Raw genomic sequence first — 20,423 nt, 5'->3', positions numbered from 1 at the left:
CATAGTATGTTTATTTCTTTCGCGGAAAATCGCGTTCCCGCGAAGCCAGCCCTTGTTCCAGGGCATACCGCGTCAATTGCGTGCGGTTCTGGAGCTGGAGCTTTTGGAGGATGTTTTTAAGATGATTTTTGACGGTATGCTCGGAGATGCCAAGCTGACCCGCAATTTCCTTATTCGTTGAACCGGAGGATACACAGCCCAGTATCTCCTTTTCGCGTGCCGTTAATGCTTCCCGTTCTTCCTTGACGGCTGTCACAGCGAATTCCTTCAAAATCTGAAAAGCCAGCTCACGGCTCAGGGGAACTTCTTCACTGACGATCGCCTGCAAATACTCGATCCAGGTTGACGGTGCCAGGTTCTTCAGCAAATACCCCTGCGCCCCCTGCTTCAGTGCCTCGAACAAATATGAGATTTCATCAGACACGGTGACAATGACGATTTTGACATAAGGGTACTCCTGTTTGATCCGGCGTGTTGTTTCCAGCCCGTCCATGCCCGGCATCTCAATGTCGATCAGGATCAGATCCGGCATCCACTGCCCGGTCCAGACCAGAGCCTCGGCACCGCTTCCGACTGCGCCAATGACTTCAAACTGCTCATCCAGCGACAGAATCTCGCTCATCGCCTCACGTGCATGGGCATGATCGTCTACGATCAGCACTCTGCAGCTGCTCATTCCAAGGTTCCCCCTTTCGTAATCTCCACCGTTGTACCGCCGGGACCTGACTTAATCTCCAGCCGCCAGCCCATGCGTTCTGTCCGTTCCCGCATAATCTGCAGCCCGTAGCTCCCGCTCACGGCAAAAGGATTGTCATGCTTGATTCCGCCGCCGTCATCGGTTACAGATACTTTCCAGCACTCTCCGTCTCCTTGAGCGGTTACAGCCACCATTGTTGCCCTGGTGTGCTTGCGCACATTAATCACAGCTTCACGGATGCAGGAGAACAGCTCTGCCTGTTCCGCAGATGTCAGTGCCTGCTCCGGCAAGCGCCAGTCTAGTGATACCTCAATCATCACCTCGCTTGAGATGGCGGCAAGCTGCTCTTTTACCGACTGTTCCAGCGAAAATGCCGCTATATCCGAGACAGGAACCTTCAAATTGACAATAGCCTGCCGTACATAACGGTTGACTTCGTGCACTGTTTTGCGGATCTGCTCAACGTTCTCGGCACTAATCTCCCCGTTCTTGCGGTTCTGCTCCAGCCGGTCAATCCGAACGGACAGCAGAAACAGGGACTGGGCCATTCCGTCATGCAGCTCCTTGGCCAGCAGATCTCTGGCTTCCATCGCGGTTTTGACCGACCGTTCCTGCTCCAGCTCTCTCTGATTCCGCTCCATCAGTGAGAACAGCGGCAGCAGCAGTACAATACTGAACATGAACACCAGCACTGGTGTCAGGTAATTCCCCATATCCATGGAGATATAAGGCATCAGAAACTGATGTCGCACCCATTCCCATATCCCGACCATGATGGTTGGAATGAGCAGGATAAGCACTTTGATCCGGGTATACGTTGCTGTCCCCTCCCTAAACTTGATTCATAGAATAACATGGCCCGGCAGTCTTGCTCATGACTCTTTCGGGCTATAGCTGCAAGAGATATGTTACAATTCTAAGTATTTTAAAATAAAACTGTTGTGTTCAGTGATCGGTCCACTAGCTATTATACCGTCCATCAGCCGGCGCTGCTAACTGCATGTGTGAAACCGGAAGTTTCCGAAAGAACGGCTGTTAGGTTACACTAAAAGAAAATACACGCTGAAAACATACAGCCATATCAATATAGGAGCGGATTAGAAATGAAACGGATTACGATTCTTATCGCCGACGATGATGCGGAAATTGCTGATCTGGTCGCCCTGCATCTGGAAAAAGAGGGATATCATCTGATCAAGGTAACCGACGGGAGGGCAGCCGTTCAGGCTGTACAGACCCATTCCATAGATCTGGCCATTCTGGACATCATGATGCCTGGGCTGAACGGACATGAAGTCACACGGCAAATCCGCGAGCAGTATCAGCTGCCGATCATCTTTTTAAGCGCAAAGACCTCGGATCTCGACAAAATCACCGGGCTTGTGATCGGCGCTGATGATTATATGACCAAACCGTTCAATCCGATGGAGCTTGTAGCCCGGGTGAATGCCCAGCTGCGCCGCTCTCTGCAGTTGAATCAGCCGGTTCAGCCTGCCGCCGGGAGTTCGCCTGTAATCGAAATCGCGGGACTAATCATAGACCACGACTGCCGTTCAGTAACTCTGTACGGACATCCCGTCGAGCTGACGCCCAAAGAGTTTGATATTCTCCATCTGCTGGCCAGCTATCCGAAAAAAGTGTTCAGCGCAGAGCATATTTTTCAGCAGGTATGGGGGGAAGCCTATTATGAGAGCGGAAATACGGTGATGGTGCATATCCGTACGCTGCGCAAAAAGCTCGGTGAAGAGCAAACCAAAAACAAATGGATAAAAACCGTCTGGGGGGTCGGGTATACTTTCAATGGCTAACCTGTTCCGCAGTTTCCGCTTCAAAATGATCTGGCTGCTCGTGCTCAGCATGTCCTGCTCGGGAATACTCACGTACCTGCTCTACAAACTGCTGCAGCAGTACTATTCCCGGGTACGTTTGGAGGATCCCCTGGCCCAGGTCCGGCAAATGATCCGCTCTATAGGGGATTTCAACTTTTTCCTGATCCTGTTTATTCCGCTGGCCATTTTGTTTTTCTTTCTGTTCACCAAGCCTTATGCGCGTTATTTCAAGGAAATTTCCGGACAGGTCCGCCTGCTTGCTAACGGTGATTTTACCGGAAGGCTGCATATTTCATCCAATGACGAGTTCGAAGATATCGCTGCGGACCTTAATCTGGCGGGTGAAAAACTGCAAGAAGCCGTGGAACGCGGAGACTTTGCCGAGAACAGCAAGGATCAGCTGGTGCTGAATTTAGCCCATGATTTGCGGACGCCGCTCACCTCTGTCCTCGGGTATCTTGATTTGATTCTTAAGGACAGTCAGCTAAGCCCGGATCAAATCAAACACTACACGTCCATCGCCTTCACCAAATCACAGCGCCTGGAAAAGCTCATCGATGAGCTGTTTGAAATCACAAGAATGAACTACGGAATGCTGACCCTCGAGAAGCAGCCGCTTGATCTAAGCGAGCTCCTTCACCAATTGAGCGAGGAGCTCTATCCTGTTTTTGAAAATAACGGGCTTACGGCCCGGCTGAACGCTGAAGCGCAGCTGCAGATTGAGGGTGACGGCGAGCTGCTGGCACGCGTTTTTGAGAATCTGCTGGCCAATGCGGTCCGCTACGGGCAGGACGGACAGTTCGTCGATATCCATTGCCGGGTTGAAGGAGATGCGGCTGTTGTGCAGGTTATTAATTACGGTGACAGCATCCCCCCGGAAGAGCTCCCGCATCTGTTCGATATGTTCTATACAGGCGACAAGGCCCGGACGCACCGGGAAGGCAGTACAGGACTTGGACTGTTTATCGCCAAAAATATTGTAGAGCAGCATCACGGGACGATCTCTGCCGAGAGCAGTGTAATCCGCACGCTGTTCGAGGTACGGCTGCCGCTCGCAACCTAACTCTTGGCCGTATTTATTCTGACTTAAGAAAAACTTTAACTTTACCCCCACTTCTATTTAATCTGCTTCCCCTATTCTGTGTAGACACAGTTAAGGAGGAAAGAGAGATGAAGAAGTGGGTTTTTTGGCTTGTGATCATACTGCTGCTCGGATATGAAGTCTTACATAAGGAACCGGAATATACCGCAGAGGTGCGGGAACGGACACAAGGGCAACTGATGTTGTCTGACCCCCGGGGGACCAATCTAAGGGTTATTGATCAGAAACAGATCCATGAGGGCAGCCTGCTGCTGGTCAACAAACAATATGCTATCCATAAAGGAGCAGTTCAGCCTGATGTAGTCAACCTATGGGACCAGAAAGAGCTGGTACAGGGTTACGGTCTGTTCGACACTACAGTCAGGCTGTCCCGATCCGTAGCCCGGCAGTTTGCATTAATGGTAGCTGCTGCCGCCGAAGACGGGGTCACGCATTTTATGATCAGCAGCGGGTACAGGGATGAGGCGGAACAGCAGCAGCTCTATGAGGACAAGGGTGCGGAGTACGCTCTGCCGCCCGGACACAGTGAACATAATCTGGGATTATCGCTGGATATCGGATCAACCGAAGCTGAAATGAGCCGCGCACCTGAAGGAACATGGCTGAAGGACCATGCTGCGGAATACGGGTTCATTCTGCGGTATCCCAAAGACAAAGTATCCATTACCGGGATTCATTATGAACCGTGGCATTTCCGTTATGTCGGCTTGCCGCACAGCCTGATTATGCAGCAGAAAAATTTTACCCTTGAGGAGTATCTGGAATATTTGAGCAGGGAAGGCAGCATTTCTGCAACCCTTGCGGGTAAAACCTACGAAATCAGTTATTATCCCGTCTCCGGCTACACGTCTATCCCTGTACCGGCTGACCGCCGTTATGAGATTTCGGGCAACAACATGGAGGGTGTCATCGTAACGGTGTTCCCCGGTCATTCCTGATAAAGTGAGGGTAACGAAATGAAATCATCATCCGCGCAAACAATCACAACAATCATTCTGCAGGCACTGTTTGCCCTGTACGTGTATGCAATATTTAAAATTATTTTATTTAAGTTCGGCCACATCGACTTTGCTTTTCTGTGGCAGCAGCTGCAGCGGAGTCCGGAGCAAATAGCAGGCCGGCTGGCTCAGGCCAATTTTGTTCCGCTGGCCACGATCTTGAATACGCTTGACCGGATGACAGTACATTCGCTGATCAACTTAACGGGGAATATAGCTCTCTTCATACCGAATGGCATATTTCTGGTGCTTCTATCCGGCAGCAAAAAAATTACGGGTATAGGAGTATTGTTCAAAGCCTTCGGATTAAGCCTGACACTGGAGTGTGCGCAGGTGTTGTTCTCCATCGGAACCTTTGATGTGGACGATCTGATTCTGAATACTTCGGGAGCATTGCTGGGGTACGGACTGTTCAGGCTGGGCTATGCATTGAAAAAAAACCGTCCGGCCACGCAGGCGTGACGGGCGGTCCCTTTCTTCATTACACTTTAAAATATACCCATGCTCAGATAACGTTCGCCTGTATCAGGGGCAATGCACAGCACCCGCTTGCCGCTGCCCAGCCGGCGCGCTTCCTGCAGCGCGGTCCATACTGCTGCGCCGCCGGAAGGACCGATTAATATGCCTTCTGTGCTTGCCAGGCTGCGCACGGTTTCCAGCGCATTCTCATCTGTCACCTGAACAATTTCATCATACACTTCCGTGTTCAGGATGGCAGGGACAAATCCGGGGCTGGTGCCGACCAGCTTGTGGGGGCCGGGCTGTCCGCCGGAGAGCACAGGGGAGCCCTGCGGCTCAACCACGACAACACGAAGCTGCGGCAGATGGTTCCGCAGTACCTCACCGGTCCCTGTTATGGTGCCGCCGGTTCCCGAAGTGGCTACGAATACATCCAGCCGGCCGTCCATCTGCTCCAGAATTTCCGGAGCCGTAGTAGTGCGGTGAATGTCCGGGTTCGCCCGGTTCTCGAACTGCTGGGGAATAAAGCTGCCGGGAATCTGCTCCCCGAGCTCCAGCGCTTTGGCAATTGCCCCGGGCATCCGCTCCGCCGCCGGTGTCAGCACTACCTCTGCACCGTAAGCCTTCAGGATATTGATCCGTTCCTTTGTCATGTTATCGGGCATAACAAGAATCGCCTTGTAGCCCTTTGCCGCCGCATTCATCGCCAGACCGATGCCGGTGTTGCCGCTGGTCGGCTCGATAATGGTTCCGCCTGGCATCAGCAGCCCGGACCGCTCTGCCTGCAGAATCAGGTTATACGCAGCCCGGTCCTTGACGCTGCCGCTGGGATTGAACATTTCAAGCTTCACATACAGCTCCGCATCCTGGGGACCGGTCAAGCGGCTTAACCGCACAACCGGCGTATTGCCGATCAGTTCTGTTATATCGTTCACTACCAGTGATGTCACAGGTGTACCTCCTTCATTCCTTGCAGGGATGTATCACCCATTGTATCGCTACTGCCTCCTACTTGTCGATTAGCGTGCCGGAGGAGCCTTATCTATGCTGCCGAACGACACTTCCTGAGGATAATCTATTTCCGGGTTACCGGTGATGCTCTGAATGTCCGCGAGCGAAGCTTTGGTTAGAATAAGGCCCTTCATGGTATCGTGGATAATCTCCAGTTCCTCTTCCGCAAAGGAAGCTAACCCTTCCTCGGTGAACAAGACCGGCCTTTCAAAATAAGAGGCCAGCAGCTTGTTGAGTGACACTGTCTCCTCATCCGTCAGCTCACCGGACTGATCTGTAATCTTTTGGATCCAATCGCTCATTATGTTCACGCTCCTTCGGATTAAATAAAAGCCATTATTGTACCGTTCAATTAATGTCCCCTCCCCGGTCCATTCTTATTGCGCTCACACCTAAATTCTTACTGTTCATTACCCTTACTGCCGGATATTTCTCTATAGATCTCTCTCTTTTTGTATTTTTCATCATCTAAAAAAACCCCGCCAGAACCGGCGGAGCCCTATCACTGCGTGTGTATTAGATGTTAAACCGGGCCACCAGCCCCTGCAGCCCCTGTGCCAGGCTGCTCAGCGCACTTGCTGAAGAAGCAATCTGGTCCACCGAGGCCAGCTGTTCCCGGGAGGCCGCCGTAACCTGCTGCGTGTTGGCAGCCGTCGTTTCCGAGATTTCTGTCACCGTGCGGATGGAAGCTACAATCTCATCCGAAGCTGCAGTAATCTCCTCCACGGCACCCGACACCTCATACACCTGTCCGGCCAATGTATCAATACTGGCACGGATCTCCCTGAAGGACCGGCCGGCATGCTCAATAATTGCTGTACCGCTCTGCACCTCGCCCATGCTGTTCTTCATCACTTTTACTGCATGATCAGTATCTGCCTGTATCCCTGCCGCCATGGCGGCAATCAGGTTCGCGGATTCACCGGATTGTTCAGCAAGCCTGCGGACCTGGTCCGCTACTACAGCGAAACCCCGGCCCTGCTCGCCGGCCCGCGCCGCTTCAATGGTCGCATTCAGCGCCAGCATGTTTGTCTGTGAGGTAATGCCCTTAATGACCTCCACCATGCTGCCAATTTCCCGGGAACGGTCCGCGAAGCCCAAGACCTGCTCCGACAAGAAGCGGATGGAACGGCTGATCGCTTCCATCTGGGCCCCTGCCGCCTCTAGCGAGTGGTCCCCGGCAATCGCAGATTCAGTGGAACGCACGGAGGCTTCGGAGATATCCTGCATGCTTACGGCGATCTGCTGAATCCCGGCTGACATTTCGGCAATGGTGGTCATATTTGTCTGCAAGTCGTTCATTTGCCTGTCCGTGCCGGCAGCTAATGTGTTCATGATACCGGCAATCCGTTCCGTAGCTCCTGCTGTCATACCGCTGTCGGCGGTCAGCTTGACGGAAGACGCCGACAGTCCGTCGGCTGAAAGACTTACCTGTCTGATGATGGCTCCCAGATTGGCGGTCATCCTATTAAAGTTATGGGCAAGCTCTCCGATCTCATCCTTTGTACGCACCAAAAGCTTGCGGGTAAGATCGGCCTCGCCATCGGCGATTTCCTGCAGCTGCCGGTTCACATCGCGGAGCGGCCGGATAATTCTGCCTGACAGCAGCAGCGCAATTGCTGCAGCGAGCAGCACGGAAAGTGCCGTTACCCCAAAACTGATCCCCGTTGCGGAGCTGCGGTGAGAAGCGGCCTCGTTTTGCGCTGTCAGGATCTCTCCATTCAGCGTATCCTCGAATACCAGTTGGGAATCCATAATCGTATCCAGGGAGAGATTGGTGAATTCTTTTTGCGCATTCGGGAAATTCCCTTCCTTGGCTAATGCAAAGGCCCTTTCCAGAACTGCCAGGTAATTGTTCCACTCGGTCTCCAGATTACTGATCCCGGCAAGCTCCGCTTCATTCAGTCCGGCAGCCTTGAGCGCTGATACCGCGTCCTGTATTTCCGGAACCATGCTTTCATAGGCAGTGAGATATGTATTTCTTTCCTCCTCGGTATTACTCATTACGTACCTGGCACCCAGCCCGTCCGCCTGCCGGATGTTGTCCGTAAGCTGCTGTACCAGCGACAGCTTGCTGTAGCTGCGGTTAATCTCATCTGTAAGCATCGTTACTTTACCATGAAACAGGATGTTTCCGGCAATGGCCACGATAAAAACGGCAATGACTGCGGCAAAGCCCAGTAATATTTTTGCGCGAATTCCTTTGAGCATAGGTGTTACCTCCGAGTCTATATGTATTCAATACTGCTGTTATCCTTGCTTCACTCCGTCTGTGATTTGATTCTAACGTCCGCTCCTTAATCCGGGCTGAGTCCGGACTGAACGTTTGCTGAAAATATTCCGAAAAACAAAAAACAGCGGTAATCCCGGGACTGTAAACAAAGTCCGCGACTATCGCTGTTTTGCAGAAATAACTTTTACGTCAGGTTATATTATTAGGCCAGTAATTCTTTCAAATACCCTGTCAATGCTTCAGCAGCCTTCTCATGAGCCTTTACGCCAGGGTGACTTCTTGCGCCCATTGTGTCCTCTGTCATATTGGGGAGCTGAAACACGGACACTTTGCGGTCACCGGTCAATCGTACGTACGCATCTACGGCACGGTAAATTGCCGGCATCATCGGAATGCTAAGCATGCCGTATGCCCAGACGATATGCGCATGTGTATTCTTTTGCCTAAGCTTTATAAGAAAATTGCATGCGGCCTGCTCGAAGGCAGCCAAATCATCGGAGTTAAACGTGCCGTCTTCATTTAACCGCTGCTTATGGATCTCCCCGCTCACGGGGTTCCTCCACCCAGGGCTGTAGAAAGCGCCTCCATCATTGGTCCCGAGATTAACCACGACGGCGTCCGGCTGCCAGGCTTCAAAATGATAAGCAGTCCTCGCACCCAAAGCTTCATTTCTTTCCCCGGCCAGCAGGCCGCATACCTGCTCATAATATTGGGGGATATTCATCTGCGGATTGTTATCCCAGCCGGTCAGCACTCCCCAGCCGCTCTGTGAAATCACCCGGTATTCAGCGTTCAGCGATCTGGCCGTCATCGCCGTATAGTTCTGCACAGCGCTGAACCACACCGGAAGCCAGTCTTCTTCTTCCTTGGCACCTATCGCTCCTTCACCTGAGGTGATGCTGTCGCCTATGAACTCTATTTTGTAAGGCTGCTCCTGAACAGGCAGACATGTTCCATCATATTTCACCGCATGAATTTGAAAAAGGCAGGCAGGATCGCCGCTCATCGCCTGCACTTCAGTGATCACCCGGATATTTTTCACTTTATCTGCACTCATGCCCCGAAATAACGGAATCCAGCGCCGCCCTCCCGTGACCATCTGCCTGCTCACCGGAACCCCATTGATCTCCATGCAAATCCACGGCTCGTACAAATCATAATCCGCCTCAATCTCTACCCATAGCTCAGTACCCGTAAGGTTCAGCTCCAGAGCACTCCCCGTCCAGAACAAAGTCAAAGGAGCCAGGCAGCCTGTTGTTCTCCCGTGCACCTTTACATGCTCCACATCAGCCAGGGTCTGAGTCAGCAAATTGTTGTTATCCTTCATGTGCTGATCCTCCATATTCAATAATAATTGACTTAAGTCAATGCAGGGCAACCTCCCCATACCTACAATAACAGTATTCCTAGCAGATAAAATCTCACTGGATCCGCTTCTTGATTCTGCTTAGCGACTCCGGAGTAATGCCGAGATAACTGGCCAGCTGATGTTGGGGTACCCGGTCGATAAGAAAGGGGCGTTTGACAAGAAGAGTCTTGACGCGTTCTTCAGGCGAAGAAGCGATAAATGCAGCAAATTCATCCTGGACCTGGCTAAAGTTAACTTCGATCATTCTGCGGGTCATGGATTCCAATTGAGGATGCTTGGTGTACATGTCCTGTTCCGCATCCAGAGCGCCAACGACCATAACCGAATCTTCTGTGCACACAAAAGTATACTCCGATGACTTATCCGCCTTGTGTTGGTTAAACATCGCGATGGCCTGCTCTTCGGTATAAAAATTTGACGTTACCTCTCTGCCATCCTCATCGATCGAATACTGCCTTACACAGCCTTTCAAGATGAAATAGCATGCCGCAGGATGATCTCCCTGGCTAAAGAGAACAGTCCCCCTGGTAAATTCCTCCACACGGATTTCATCCACTATGGCCTGCTGATCTTCCTGGCTGAGCGAAGTCCATCTCGACATGTATTTGTACAGAATGTCTTTCATTGTCCCTTGCCTTCATCTCCTTGTCCGCTATCATCTTCTCTATCCATTTTCTTACGTCAGGGGTCTCTTGTAAATGTCCATTTGCAGTAAAATTACCGTTAGGAGGGGGAAACCCATGAGAGCCATGGTTCAACATTCGTATGGTCCGCCGGAAGTGATTACCCTGCAAGAAACCGCGAAACCGTCGCCAGGAAGCAAGGAGCTGCTCATCCGCATTCAAGCTGCCACAGTAGGGCCGTCTGACTGTGCCTTCCGCCAAGGCAATCCGTTTATGATCAAACTGTTATACGGGCTGTCCCGGCCAAAGTTTGCTGTAGGAGGAACTGAATTAGCAGGTGTGGTTGAAGCAGTCGGTGAGGAAGTAAAGCATTTTAAGCCGGGGGATCGCGTCTTGGGAATGAGCGTCAAAAGCTTCGGGGCTTTCGCCGAATATAAATGTCTCTCTGAAGAGAGCCCGCTTGCAGTTATACCGGACAACATTACCTTTGAAGAGGCTGTCGGCGTCTGTGATGGAGGCGCTACTGCATTGACGTTTCTGAGAGATAAGGCTCAGCTGCGGAAAGGGCAGAAAGTGCTGATCAATGGCGCTTCGGGAGCTGTCGGTATTTACGCTGTGCAGTTGGCAAAATTCTTTGGCGCTGAAGTGACCGCTGTCTGCTCCGGTGCCAATGAAAGTCTGGTAAGAGCAGCAGGGGCAGATTTCGTTATTGATTATACCCGGGAAGATTTTACGAAGACACATAAGGCTTTTGATGTTATTTTTGATGCTGTAGGCAAACGTTTTTTCCCAGAATGCAAGCGTGTGCTTACGGCCAACGGAATGTATCTGACTACCGAACCCCGTATGTCTACCCTGATGCAAATGATGTGGACATCCCTTTTTAAAGGGAAAAGGGCTATTGTGGCTACGGCCGGGCTTATGCAAAATAAAGCGAATCTGACGTATCTCATGGAGCTCACCAGCAGCGGGACACTGAAAGCCGTGATCGACCGCCGGTATCCTTTGGAGCAGCTGCCGGATGCCCATAAATATGTAGAGACTGAACGAAAGAAGGGGAATGTGATTATTCAGTTTTAAGGTCAGCCGTCACTTATTTGTCCCGGTTTGATCGTACCAAGCCAATGCAAGCCGCTCCATCTCCAGCACAAATGTCTTTTTGGCAGGGCTGTATTCGCTGGTATGGTCAAACCGTTCCGCTAATTCTTCCTTAAACCGGCTGTATCTTGCTGCTTCTTCCGGATGGGCTCGCAAATAATCTCTGAATATAAGATGCCGCTCAATTTGCGGGCTGTCTGTCTGATAACAATGGATATGATGCGTTCTTTCTTCTCCACCCTTCCGGAAAAGCCTTCTGCCAGGAATCCCCCATTCTCCAGCTGCATCATAGCCGAGCGAAATCATGGTATTGTTATGTACATCCACACGGTTAATGTCTTTAACTATACACATCATATCAATGACAGGCTTCGCTTTCATGCCCGGCACTGAAGTGCTGCCAAAATGCTCAAAGCGTACAATTTCATCCGTAAATATAGTTTTAAGAAAATCAGCTTCATCCTGATAAGACCTGGCCCAGTCCGGATTATAATTGCTTAGTCTGACCTTCATTGAAACCTCTCCCTCTTATTGCTCCTGACCACCCCTTACTCATACAAATTCCCGTTCGCCAGCATGGCCAGCTTGTCTGCGTCGAGCACACTAAGGCGGCCCTTTTTGCGTTCGATAATCCCCTCTTCGATAAAACGGTGCACAATCCGGTTCAGATGCCGGTAGCTTGTGCCGAGCAAATCCGCCGTCTCCGTCAGGCTTGAGGTGCGGATCTCTTCCACGCGGTGGCCGCCTACAGTGTCTGCAAACAGGGACATCAGGTAGCTGGCAAAACGGTTCTCCACCGGATAGAGGAGGTTCAGCGCCGAGGTTTGGCCTAGGGTGTACATTTTATGGCTCAGCTCCCCCAGCAAAAAGCGCAGCAGCGCCGTGTTCTCTTCCATCTCCTTCAGCAGCATCTTGCGCCCTGCTACCAGCAGCAGGCTGTCGCCGACAGACTCGACTTCATTTTTTACCGGATACTGGCGCAGCAGCTCCACATCCCCGATGACAGACATGGGCCTGGCGAACCGCACCAGCATGGATTTACCGTTTGGCAGCAGGGTATGAATTTTGAGCTTGCCCTGAACAAGGATGAACATCCCTTCCAGCCGGTCACCGACCGAGCAGACTGCCTCCCTGTCGGCATACCGCCGGAGTTCCATAGCGTCTATTACTTCCTGTGTGAACATCTCCGTAAGACCATTCTGCGCGGCAAGACTGCGGACGGTCCCGATATCTATAATGGACTGCATCACTGACTTCTCCTTTATTGCTCTACTGTTAAAGCATTTTCAATACATTAAGTAGAACATATACGGACGTATCTTTCAAAAGCATTTATTGAAAATACCGCACAAGCGCCCGTTCGCCCCGGTGTTCCGCCAGATTAAATGAAGGCCACTTGGCTTCTGCGCCTCTATGCTTCAGCTTTTCAGCCAGCTGGCTGTCCAGCATCCCGTCATGCTGCTTACTGAACTCAATCAGCTTCGGAACGGCTTCCCAGGACAGGCCCGTTAAATATCCGGCATCCAGTTTCCCCGTCTCCTCGTAGCGCTGTATATTTTTGTCCGCAATCATGGAATCCATCCCGATATAATTCATCAACACGTAGGACAGCATGCCAAGCACAATATAACATTGGGCGAGCGGAAACTTCACCCGGCTGATCCGGATTGCGGTGAGCACCATCAGAAGCCCCAGGAAAATCATAAAGGCATGCACCAGAAAGCGGATATAGGTGTAACCGTACGCTTCTTCATACAGCGCAAGCCGGGTAAAGGCGGAATAAAGCATCACCATCGAGCACAGAACCAGAATGTAGAGCAGAATGTTGATTCCTTTTTGCAGCCCGGTTTTCACTGCACCCAGAGTGTACAGCGCCAGCAGCAGTATAACAAAGTTAATACCGGTCACCAGAATGAGCTCAAAAAATCCGCTTCGTGCGTAATCGGCATACGTGCTTCCTTCCGGCAAAATTCCCTCCCATGCACTGAACAGGTAGGTGAACTGCAGGCATACAAACAACACATAAACCGCATTGATCACCGTCAGAATGGTTGTCATGACCACCGGGTCCAGGTTAAAGGTGAAGGGTTCAGGGACCGGATCCCCTTTCTGGACCGGAACATTCCAGTCATAAGCCTTGGAGTCGACAAACCCCCATAAAAATCCGAACATTCCCAGCCCCAGCACTAGAATCCACAGGATGCGCGTAAAGCCTTCACCGAAGGAAACCATATCCAGCAGCTCGGGAATGCTATTCAGCATCTGGTTGAACACCCCGTCAGCAGAAGACAGAAGTGACACCACAATGATCAGCAGCGGACAGGAGACAGCAAGACCGATGAGCACTTTGATCAGCACCTGCTTGCGTTCGCTTTTGGCACTGTCTCCGCCAGGCCGGCGGAAGATCTTGAATACCGTCGGCAGATGCCGCGGCGCCTGGGCGAAAAAATGTTCCGCTGCAGCGCCGATCAGCTTGAAGCTGCTCCAGGAAGGATTACGGTAGCTGAGCATATAAGTCATATGCAGCAGTATGAGCGCCGGAATCATGAGAAAGTTAAGCCCGTAGAAAAAAAAGTTATTGAACAGCCCGTATGTAAGTGACAGCAGAACTATGGACCCCAACCAGACATAGCCAAACAAGGTCTGTCTGCGGAGCTTATCCTTGGCAAAGTACAGCATAAATGCATAGAACAGGCATACAAAAAGCGGATAAGAAACGCCCGGCGGCTTGCCCCAGAACAAATACTGGTGTACTCCAGCCAGCAGCAGTGCGGCAAGCAGCGCCCGGCCGGCCGGTCCCATTGCAGCAGCATGATTGTTATCCATGGTAATATCCTCCATTTCCTTGCTTTCTTATCCTGATTCTAGCTGATAAAATAAGAAGAAAAAGAGAAAGAAATTACGGATAATTTCCTATTTTGTAAAGGAGGCGGGCTTCGATGAAGCTGCACAGCCAATTTTTGAAGCTGCATTCACAGCATGGAGGAGCTCCGGAAGCTGCCGTCACTCTGGATGAACTGGCACAGACTCTTGGCTGCACGCACCGCAATGCCCTGCATGTCATCGGCAAAATGGCCCGGCAGGGCTGGATCCGCTGGACACCCAGCCGCGGCCGCGGGCGGCGCTCCCGGCTTGCCTTCCTGGCAGATGCCGAAGAGATTGCCCTGCAGTCCATGAAGATGGCCATCAGCAGCAAAGACATGAGCAGCGCTCTTGAAGGGATACGCGGTCATGCGCGCGCATCATCGCTTCAAGATACGCTGCAGGGCTGGCTGCTGGCCTACTTTGGACATCATGAAGAAATCCGCAGCGACAAAGTGATTGATACCCTGCGCCTGCCCGTCACCCAGCAGCTCCACACCTTTGATCCGCTGTATATGAATCTGCAGGCGGAGTCTTTTGTATCCAGCCATGTGTTTGACGGGCTGGTCAGCCGGAGCAGCAAGCAGGACAAGCTGCTTCCCGGCCTGGCCCATGCCTGGGATGCGGATGAGAGCCGCACGGTTTGGACTTTCCATCTTCGTAAAGAGGTGCTGTTCCATCACGGCATCGTGCTGACTGCCGAGGATGTGGTGTATTCTTTTGAGCGGATGATGAAAACCTCGCAGCGTACACTTTATAGTTCTATATTCAAAGAAATCCGGAAGGTGAAGGCCCTGAATGCCTTAACCGTCCGCTTTGAACTGAAGCAGCCGAATGAGCTGTTCCTTCCGTTTCTCTGTACAAGCCGGGCTGCCATCGTTCCCCGTGATCTGGAGAATCAGGATGAGAGCAGCTTTGGACGCCGGCCGGCAGGGACAGGTCCCTTCAAGGTCGTGGAGATGAATGATGACTGCTGTGTGCTGGAGGTGTTTCCTTACTATTTCCAGGGGCGGGCCCATCTCGACCGTGTGGAGGTCATTTATGTTCCTTGGGGGATTACGCTGCCTGCGGCAGGGACGGGATCGTCTTTTCATGTCATTCCAAATCCGTCTGCAGAAAATTCCGGCGCCTTGAGCCGGATTCATTCCGAGTCCTCGGTGCGTAAATTTGTCACCTGCAACACCAAAAAAAAGGGACCACTGAGTGATCCCCTGCTTCGTGCTGATATTTTGTCCTGCCTGGATGAGACTCTCTCGATAGACAATCCTCTGACGAAAGACAGTCCTCTGACGTCAGACAGTCCGCTGGCTGCGGATTTAAAGGTAAACCTGCAGATTGCCACAATTCCGCAGTATGCCGGAGATGCCCGCTATGTGGCGGAGAAGCTTGGCCGCAGCGGGTACGAAAGTACCGTGTTACCGGTCTCCCCAGAGGAATTCAAGGGTCCTGTCCGCCTGCAGTCCGACCTGATTGTATTCTCGTTGCTGCGCGATCAGGATGAACAGCTCCGGCTGTACGATTTATATTTGACGCTTTCCCAGCACATGGAGCCCCGGATCCGCGCGGATATCGAAGGCAGGCTGAAGCTGATCTCACGGGAGCCCGATGCTGCGGCCAGAGCAGAAGGCTTCAGGATTATTGAAGACCATTTGACCCGAGGTCATCAGCTGCATATTCTATATGAGAAGCCGATCGAAACGGCATATCTTCCCTCAGTGCGGGGCGTTACCTTCAACAGCCAGGGCTGGGTGGACCTGCGCCATCTCTGGTTTCCTCCGTCGCTGTGAGGGGTCTGGCCCAGTACGCCATTTTATATACATTACCCTACGGTTGATTCTTTGCCCGGGAGAAACTCTGCCAGGCCTTTTCGGATCAGATTAGCCGAGACAGGCGCTCTGCCCAGCTCTCTGGCCCATACGGACAGCTGCCCGATATGGTGAATCTCGTGGGCGATCATGTGGCGCATAATTTCTCCCCATGCGTGGCTGCGTTCGCCTTCTGCCTTATAATGATCTTCCAGCAGGTTCCGCTCCAGCCCCTCATGCCAGCCAAGGACAAACCGCTCCACCTCAGGCCGGAAGCGTGCATCTAATGCCCTCACCTGCTGCAGGCTGCTGTACTCCGCAAAATCCTCTTCAAAATCCGGTTTGCCCTCCATGCACATAACCCAGCTCCACTCGACATCCGCAATGTGAAAAAGCGTCTTCAGAATCCCGCCCACACCGCCTGTACGCGGCTTAAGGAGCTCCTCCTCACTCAGCTGTTCACACCATTTGTACCATTCCTCTCGGATCATCCAGTTATAGCGGAACATTGTTTCCATCCACATACCTCCATTAAATTTGATTTTATCAATATTGATAAAAGGCAACAATTGATCCCAGTGTATCACAGGCGGATAGCTGAGGCGGTGGTAAAAGATGATTTTAATAAAAGTATATTAAAAGCTAAGAAACCTCTGCTGTTTCAGTGGCTGCTATATGGCGATTCAACGGGATTTCTCCCGTTGATTTCGCTGCGGCGGCCGTTTACCGGCGATTCAACGGGATTTCTCCCGTTGATTTCAGTGCGGCGGCCGTTTGCCGGCGATTCAACGGGACTTTTCCCGTTGATTCCAGTGCGGCGGCCGTTTGCCGGCGATTCAACGGGATTTCTCCCGTTGATTTCACTGCGGCGGCCGTTTGCCAGCGATTCAACGGGACTTTTCCCGTTGATTTCACTGCGGCGGCCGTTTGTCGGCGAACCAACGGGACTTTTCCCGTTGATTCCAGTGCGGCGGCCGTTTGCCGGCGATTCAACGGGATTTCTCCCGTTGATTTCAGTGCGGCGGCCGTTTGCCAGCGATTCAACGGGACTTTTCCCGCTGATTCCGGGAGGCACCCCTTTTATACACCATCTATGGCAGCCCACCTATCCCCGTGTCCGCGCTTGTTCAACTTTCTGCACAACAAAAAACCGCACCCTGTTAGAGTACGGTCTGAAGTACATTAGCTCAAGTTCCACAATATGTCCGGTAACGCTGATTGCATGCAGCAGGGACTGCCGCGTATTCTTCCTGTTCCGGCGAGTGTGCGTAGGGCCGTGCAAGCACCTTCAGCAGATTCTCCATTACACTGTAATCCTCTCTCTCCACAGCGGCTTCCAATGCTTCCTCCACCCGTTGGTTACGCGGAATGACTGCAGGGTTGCTGTGCCGCATCAACTGCTGTGAATCAGCTGCTGATTGCTGCTGTCTGCCGAGCCGTGCCTGCCACAGTTTTTTCCATGCCGTAAATTCCGGGGCTTCATTCAGAGCCGTCTCCACCGGCTGATCCAGAGTTAGCGCGCGGAAAGTATGGGTATAATCTGCCCGGTGGTTGTGCATTACTGTAAGCAGCTCCTGAACCAGATGTTCATCCTCAGGCTCTTCGTTAAAAATCCCGAGCTTCGACCTCATGCCAGCCAACCATTTACGATTAAAGATTTCATAAAAATCAGAGACAGCCTCTTCAGCAATCCGGACTGCCTGCTCTTCATCCTCATGCAGCAGCGGCAGCAGGGTTTCAGCAAAGCGCGCCAGATTCCAGCCCGCAATTTCCGGCTGATTTCCGTAGGCATAACGTCCCTGGCGGTCAATAGAACTAAATACAGTGGCCGGGTCGTAGACGTCCATGAATGCGCACGGCCCATAGTCAATCGATTGTCCGCTAATTGCCATATTATCCGTGTTCATTACGCCATGGATGAAGCCAACCAGCTGCCATTTGGCAATAAGCTCTGCCTGACGCCGGATCACCCGCTGCAGCAGTGCCAGATACGGGTTCTCCTCTGACTGAGCATCCTTGTAATGTCTATTAATTGTATAATCTGCAAGCGTACGGAGGTCCTGGACAACACCCCGCGCTGCAAAATATTGAAAAGTCCCGACACGCAAATGGCTGGCGGCGATCCGGGTCAGAATGGCTCCCGGCAGATGGGTCTCGCGGATCACCGGTTCTCCTGTGGCAACCACCGCCAGGCTGCGGGTTGTAGGTATACCGAGACCATGCATAGCTTCGCTGATAATGTACTCACGCAGCATCGGTCCCAGCGCCGCACGCCCGTCTCCTCCCCGCGAGTAAGGGGTTCTTCCTGAGCCTTTTAGCTGGATGTCGTAACGTTCCCCGTCCGGAGTAATCTGCTCGACAAGCAGCACAGCCCTTCCGTCCCCCAGCATCGTAAAATGGCCAAACTGATGACCTGCATAAGCCTGGGCAAGCGGCAAGGCCCCTTCGGGAATCTGGTTGCCCGCTAATATGGGAACACCGGCCTCACTCTTTAGTTCTTCTGAAGAGAGTCCCAGCTTTTCAGCCAGCGATTCATTAAAAATAATCATTCGCGGCGCACGGACAGGTACCGGCTTTTGCAGCGTAAAGGCTGCTTCCGGCAAAGTGGCATAGCTGTTATCGAAATTCCAGCCGGTGTTTGAAGTTGTCTGGTTATTATTGTTGTCGTCGGTCATAAGAAACTCCTTTGCACTCCGTCCTTTTTGACTCTCATTTAACTGTTACGGCTAGGCTTGGTTTAGGATTTGCATCAGCGGAGTAATTATTCTGTCTGATTTGAGGCAGGCAGTTTTGTTACGGTTATATAGCATAACTCTGCTTGATTGCCGCTGCCTTATCTAACCTTTAACCGGATTGCCGGGCTGTTATTCGATATGAGTTAAATCAGCAGGAGCGTGGATGTAAAAACGCCGTAACTCAGGCTTCTGTCAGCTGTCTAAAAATATTCTCCCCGTTTTTCCCCAACACCGGGTTATACCAAAAAGTCAGTTCAGGATTCATCAGCAGCGGCTTTAAATCGATCTCCTGAACAGAATGGACAGGCTGTCCGGAAAGATCAAGCACTCTTCTGACATCTGTAAGCCTTAAAATCCGAATAAGAGCAGGCTCATCCGGCTTCACCAGACTGCGGTTAATGATGGCATACGGATAATTGAGGTATTCACTATGTAAAATGAGCAAAGTGTCACCTTTCGCCGGACCTTCCCCCATAGTACGTCCGGATGGTGCGTAAGTTAATCTTCGGTTATCTTCCCATTCATGTTCGGTTAAAAGCGTTATGCCCGGGTCATATTGCTTTCCTCCATATTCCTCAATGAGGCTTTGTAGGCACCTTGCATACCAGAGGGCGTCTCCATAATTGTTAGCTTTGGCAGGATTGAAATACCGGCCTTCGAATTCGCTTGCAAGGCTGGGGTCGCCTGTCCAGGCACCATCATCCGAAAAGAGGAATCCGCCGGTTAGTTCTGCCATGGCTGCAGCTAGAAAGCCGTAGGCCACATTGATCATTGCAGGCTGGCCTGACGATCGGCGGAAGGACCAATAATAGCCTATAGAGAGCGCATGCAGGACTTTTGTATAACGAAGGCCGCTGTCCTGGTATTCAGTCCATATCTCAACATCCAAATCATTAACGATACTGTAATATGCATCCGTCCCCCCATCAGCATCATTCACAAAAAACCAGGCATATTCCTCTTCCCACTGCGCGTTCAGAAAGGTGGATGAGTTGGTGTGAACTATCGTCTCTCCAATTCGTGCACTGATTACAGGAGCAGTCTTCAGTTCGAACGGTTGTAAAAAATTTTGCAGTTTCTGATTGGCAAGCGCCAATAGTTCCGTAATCCTGGGTACGTAAGAAGACGTAGGATACACCTCAAATGTAGTGCTCATTATCTGCCGACCTCCCTCACTCTCACTTACTATTCAAAATCTACTGCTTTATTCAGTCGCTGCTTCTAACTATTTTCTCAATGTTAATCGAATCCGAACACGAAATGCCACTGCGAGAGTAAACCAGCCCATTATACTCGAAAAACCGAGTACATTGAGCCACCGTTAGGGTAAACGAGTCAATTATACTCGAAAAACCGAGTACATTGAGTCACCGTTAGGGTAAACCAGCCCATTATACGCGAAAAATCGAGTACATTGAGTCACCACGAGGGTAAAGCAGCCTATTATACGCGAAAAACCGAGTACATTGAGCCACTGCGAGGGTAAACCAGCCCATTATACTCGAAAAACCGAGTACATTGAGCCACTGCGAGGGTAAACGAGTCCATTATACTCGAAAAACCGAGTACATTGAGCCACCGTTAGGGTAAACCAGCCCATTA

Annotated in this window: 20 protein-coding genes; 6 read left to right on the top strand and 14 right to left on the bottom strand. The window is 51.5% G+C overall.

Going from position 1 to position 20,423, the window contains the following annotated elements:
* Nucleotides 1-10: 10 nt before the first annotated feature.
* Nucleotides 11-676: a response regulator gene (locus tag C2I18_RS23665; RefSeq protein ID WP_249898171.1), complete on the bottom strand. Its 666-nt coding sequence runs from the start codon at nt 674-676 to the stop codon at nt 11-13.
* Entirely contained in the window at nt 673-1,497 is an 825-nt protein-coding gene (locus C2I18_RS23660) for a sensor histidine kinase (RefSeq protein ID WP_249898170.1), read from the bottom strand. Before C2I18_RS23660 ends, C2I18_RS23665 begins: the two co-directional genes overlap by 4 nt.
* 303 nt (nt 1,498-1,800) lie before the next feature.
* On the opposite strand from C2I18_RS23660, the gene C2I18_RS23655 reads away from it, so the two are divergent.
* The 4 genes from C2I18_RS23655 (at nt 1,801) to C2I18_RS23640 (ending at nt 5,088) form a co-directional block, all read left to right on the top strand.
* Nucleotides 1,801-2,505: a response regulator transcription factor gene (locus tag C2I18_RS23655; RefSeq protein ID WP_249898169.1), complete on the top strand. Its 705-nt coding sequence runs from the start codon at nt 1,801-1,803 to the stop codon at nt 2,503-2,505.
* Nucleotides 2,498-3,589 carry a HAMP domain-containing sensor histidine kinase gene (locus C2I18_RS23650; RefSeq protein ID WP_249898168.1) on the top strand — a complete coding sequence of 364 codons (1,092 nt, stop codon included), beginning with the start codon at nt 2,498-2,500 and terminating at the stop codon, nt 3,587-3,589. The genes C2I18_RS23655 and C2I18_RS23650 overlap by 8 nt, the downstream gene beginning before the upstream one ends.
* 107 nt (nt 3,590-3,696) lie before the next feature.
* A complete protein-coding gene (locus tag C2I18_RS23645) occupies nt 3,697-4,566 on the top strand; it encodes a M15 family metallopeptidase (RefSeq protein ID WP_249898167.1) in 870 nt (289 codons plus the stop codon).
* An 18-nt stretch (nt 4,567-4,584) separates the two neighbouring features.
* A complete protein-coding gene (locus tag C2I18_RS23640) occupies nt 4,585-5,088 on the top strand; it encodes a VanZ family protein (protein ID WP_249898166.1) in 504 nt (167 codons plus the stop codon).
* Nucleotides 5,089-5,114: 26 nt separating this feature from the next.
* Here the strand turns inward: C2I18_RS23640 and cysK are convergent, their stop codons facing one another.
* The 5 genes from cysK to C2I18_RS23615 form a co-directional block, all read right to left on the bottom strand.
* Complete coding sequence (gene cysK, locus C2I18_RS23635) at nt 5,115-6,035, bottom strand: cysteine synthase A (RefSeq protein WP_249898165.1); 921 nt, start codon at nt 6,033-6,035, stop codon at nt 5,115-5,117.
* A gap of 69 nt (nt 6,036-6,104) precedes the next feature.
* The gene (locus tag C2I18_RS23630; protein WP_249898164.1) at nt 6,105-6,398 is read right to left on the bottom strand and encodes a hypothetical protein; all 294 of its coding nucleotides are present in this window, start codon (nt 6,396-6,398) and stop codon (nt 6,105-6,107) included.
* Nucleotides 6,399-6,612: 214 nt separating this feature from the next.
* Nucleotides 6,613-8,307, bottom strand: a complete 1,695-nt coding sequence (locus C2I18_RS23625; RefSeq protein ID WP_249898163.1) for a methyl-accepting chemotaxis protein — start codon at nt 8,305-8,307, stop codon at nt 6,613-6,615.
* A gap of 224 nt (nt 8,308-8,531) precedes the next feature.
* A complete protein-coding gene (locus C2I18_RS23620) occupies nt 8,532-9,656 on the bottom strand; it encodes an SGNH/GDSL hydrolase family protein (protein WP_249898162.1) in 1,125 nt (374 codons plus the stop codon).
* Between the two features lie 94 nt (nt 9,657-9,750).
* Entirely contained in the window at nt 9,751-10,323 is a 573-nt protein-coding gene (locus C2I18_RS23615; protein WP_249898161.1) for a Crp/Fnr family transcriptional regulator, read from the bottom strand.
* Between the two features lie 115 nt (nt 10,324-10,438).
* Here C2I18_RS23615 and C2I18_RS23610 point away from each other — a divergent pair, with 115 nt between their 5' ends.
* Nucleotides 10,439-11,401, top strand: a complete 963-nt coding sequence (locus C2I18_RS23610) for an NAD(P)-dependent alcohol dehydrogenase (RefSeq protein ID WP_249898160.1) — start codon at nt 10,439-10,441, stop codon at nt 11,399-11,401.
* 9 nt (nt 11,402-11,410) lie between these two features.
* On the opposite strand, the gene C2I18_RS23605 is transcribed toward C2I18_RS23610, so the two are convergent.
* The 3 genes from C2I18_RS23605 to C2I18_RS23595 form a co-directional block, all read right to left on the bottom strand.
* A complete protein-coding gene (locus C2I18_RS23605; RefSeq protein ID WP_249898159.1) occupies nt 11,411-11,932 on the bottom strand; it encodes a GrpB family protein in 522 nt (173 codons plus the stop codon).
* A 35-nt stretch (nt 11,933-11,967) separates the two neighbouring features.
* Complete coding sequence (locus C2I18_RS23600) at nt 11,968-12,666, bottom strand: Crp/Fnr family transcriptional regulator (RefSeq protein WP_249898158.1); 699 nt, start codon at nt 12,664-12,666, stop codon at nt 11,968-11,970.
* 85 nt (nt 12,667-12,751) lie between these two features.
* Nucleotides 12,752-14,245, bottom strand: coding sequence for a DUF4153 domain-containing protein (locus C2I18_RS23595; protein ID WP_249898157.1), 1,494 nt, complete (start codon nt 14,243-14,245; stop codon nt 12,752-12,754).
* A gap of 113 nt (nt 14,246-14,358) precedes the next feature.
* Between C2I18_RS23595 and C2I18_RS23590 the strand changes: the two genes are divergently transcribed.
* The gene (locus C2I18_RS23590) at nt 14,359-16,068 is read left to right on the top strand and encodes an ABC transporter substrate-binding protein (protein ID WP_249898156.1); all 1,710 of its coding nucleotides are present in this window, start codon (nt 14,359-14,361) and stop codon (nt 16,066-16,068) included.
* 32 nt (nt 16,069-16,100) lie between these two features.
* Here the strand turns inward: C2I18_RS23590 and C2I18_RS23585 are convergent, their stop codons facing one another.
* The 4 genes from C2I18_RS23585 to C2I18_RS23570 all read right to left on the bottom strand — a co-directional run bounded on the left by C2I18_RS23585 (nt 16,101) and on the right by C2I18_RS23570 (nt 19,977).
* The gene (locus tag C2I18_RS23585; RefSeq protein WP_249898155.1) at nt 16,101-16,604 is read right to left on the bottom strand and encodes a DinB family protein; all 504 of its coding nucleotides are present in this window, start codon (nt 16,602-16,604) and stop codon (nt 16,101-16,103) included.
* Nucleotides 16,605-16,747: 143 nt separating this feature from the next.
* Nucleotides 16,748-17,161: a hypothetical protein gene (locus tag C2I18_RS23580; protein ID WP_249898154.1), complete on the bottom strand. Its 414-nt coding sequence runs from the start codon at nt 17,159-17,161 to the stop codon at nt 16,748-16,750.
* A gap of 112 nt (nt 17,162-17,273) precedes the next feature.
* Nucleotides 17,274-18,761: a protein adenylyltransferase SelO gene (locus C2I18_RS23575; protein WP_249898153.1), complete on the bottom strand. Its 1,488-nt coding sequence runs from the start codon at nt 18,759-18,761 to the stop codon at nt 17,274-17,276.
* A 241-nt stretch (nt 18,762-19,002) separates the two neighbouring features.
* On the bottom strand, nt 19,003-19,977 hold the full coding sequence (locus tag C2I18_RS23570) for a hypothetical protein (RefSeq protein WP_249898152.1): 975 nt from the start codon (nt 19,975-19,977) through the stop codon (nt 19,003-19,005).
* Nucleotides 19,978-20,423: the final 446 nt, after the last annotated feature.

The organism is Paenibacillus sp. PK3_47, from assembly GCF_023520895.1.
GTDB lineage: Bacteria > Bacillota > Bacilli > Paenibacillales > Paenibacillaceae > Paenibacillus_AQ.
This window is presented reverse-complemented; position numbering and strand designations above follow the sequence as displayed.